The sequence below is a fragment of the Campylobacter concisus genome (assembly GCF_002913045.1).
Taxonomy (GTDB): domain Bacteria; phylum Campylobacterota; class Campylobacteria; order Campylobacterales; family Campylobacteraceae; genus Campylobacter_A; species Campylobacter_A concisus_AP.
Genome location: NZ_PPAF01000011.1, coordinates 1 through 641, shown reverse-complemented (window position 1 = coordinate 641; position 641 = coordinate 1). Strand labels below are relative to the sequence as shown.

1 protein-coding gene is annotated in these 641 nt (G+C 35.6%); it reads left to right on the top strand.

Features of this window, described 5'->3' with window-relative positions; genetic code table 11:
- Positions 1 to 251, top strand: a 251-nt coding sequence (locus tag CYP43_RS02095; protein WP_180998629.1) for a hypothetical protein, incomplete at its 5' end; no start/stop codon positions are given.
- Positions 252 to 641 lie beyond the last annotated feature (390 nt).

Below are 641 nucleotides of genomic sequence, written 5' to 3'. Positions count from 1 at the left end.
CGTCTATATATATGACTGATGTATCTGGAGAGGTTTGTCTTTTTAGGGCGATCGCGTTTTATGAGGGTGATATCAAGCACATTTATTTTGTTGCGGAGACTAAAGGGTCTATGAACTCTATGCAGCTTCGCCAAGTCGAAGAGTCCAAAATCCACTGCGCAAAGGAGCATTTTAAGGCTAGAAGCAACGATAGCGTAGTCTATGACGTAGTGGATAGCTATAAATCACTACTGGATAAAGTTATGAGGTAATAATTTATTGGGAAGTTAGGTCGCAATATAAAAGAGCCTGTGCAATATTCCAAAAATGGTTAATGTGCTGCTCCTTTTGAGGTAAGATTTGGCCACCATTTGTCAATATGAAAATCTGAGGTGATATTGCTTAAAACTCTACCAATAAAATACTCAGTGTGATGGAAAATCACAGTGACTGACTTAATCTTGCCAGTTTTAGTTCGAATTAAATTTAAATATACAATTATCTTAACCAAACCATCCTTGTAAATTTATATATATTGTAGTATTATACTCCTAAATATTTAAGGATAAAATACTATGTACATCAAACGAGCCGTAGCTGATGAGATAAAAGAGTATATGAAAAGCTTTCCTGTGCTTTTGATAAGCGGAGCTAGGCAAGTT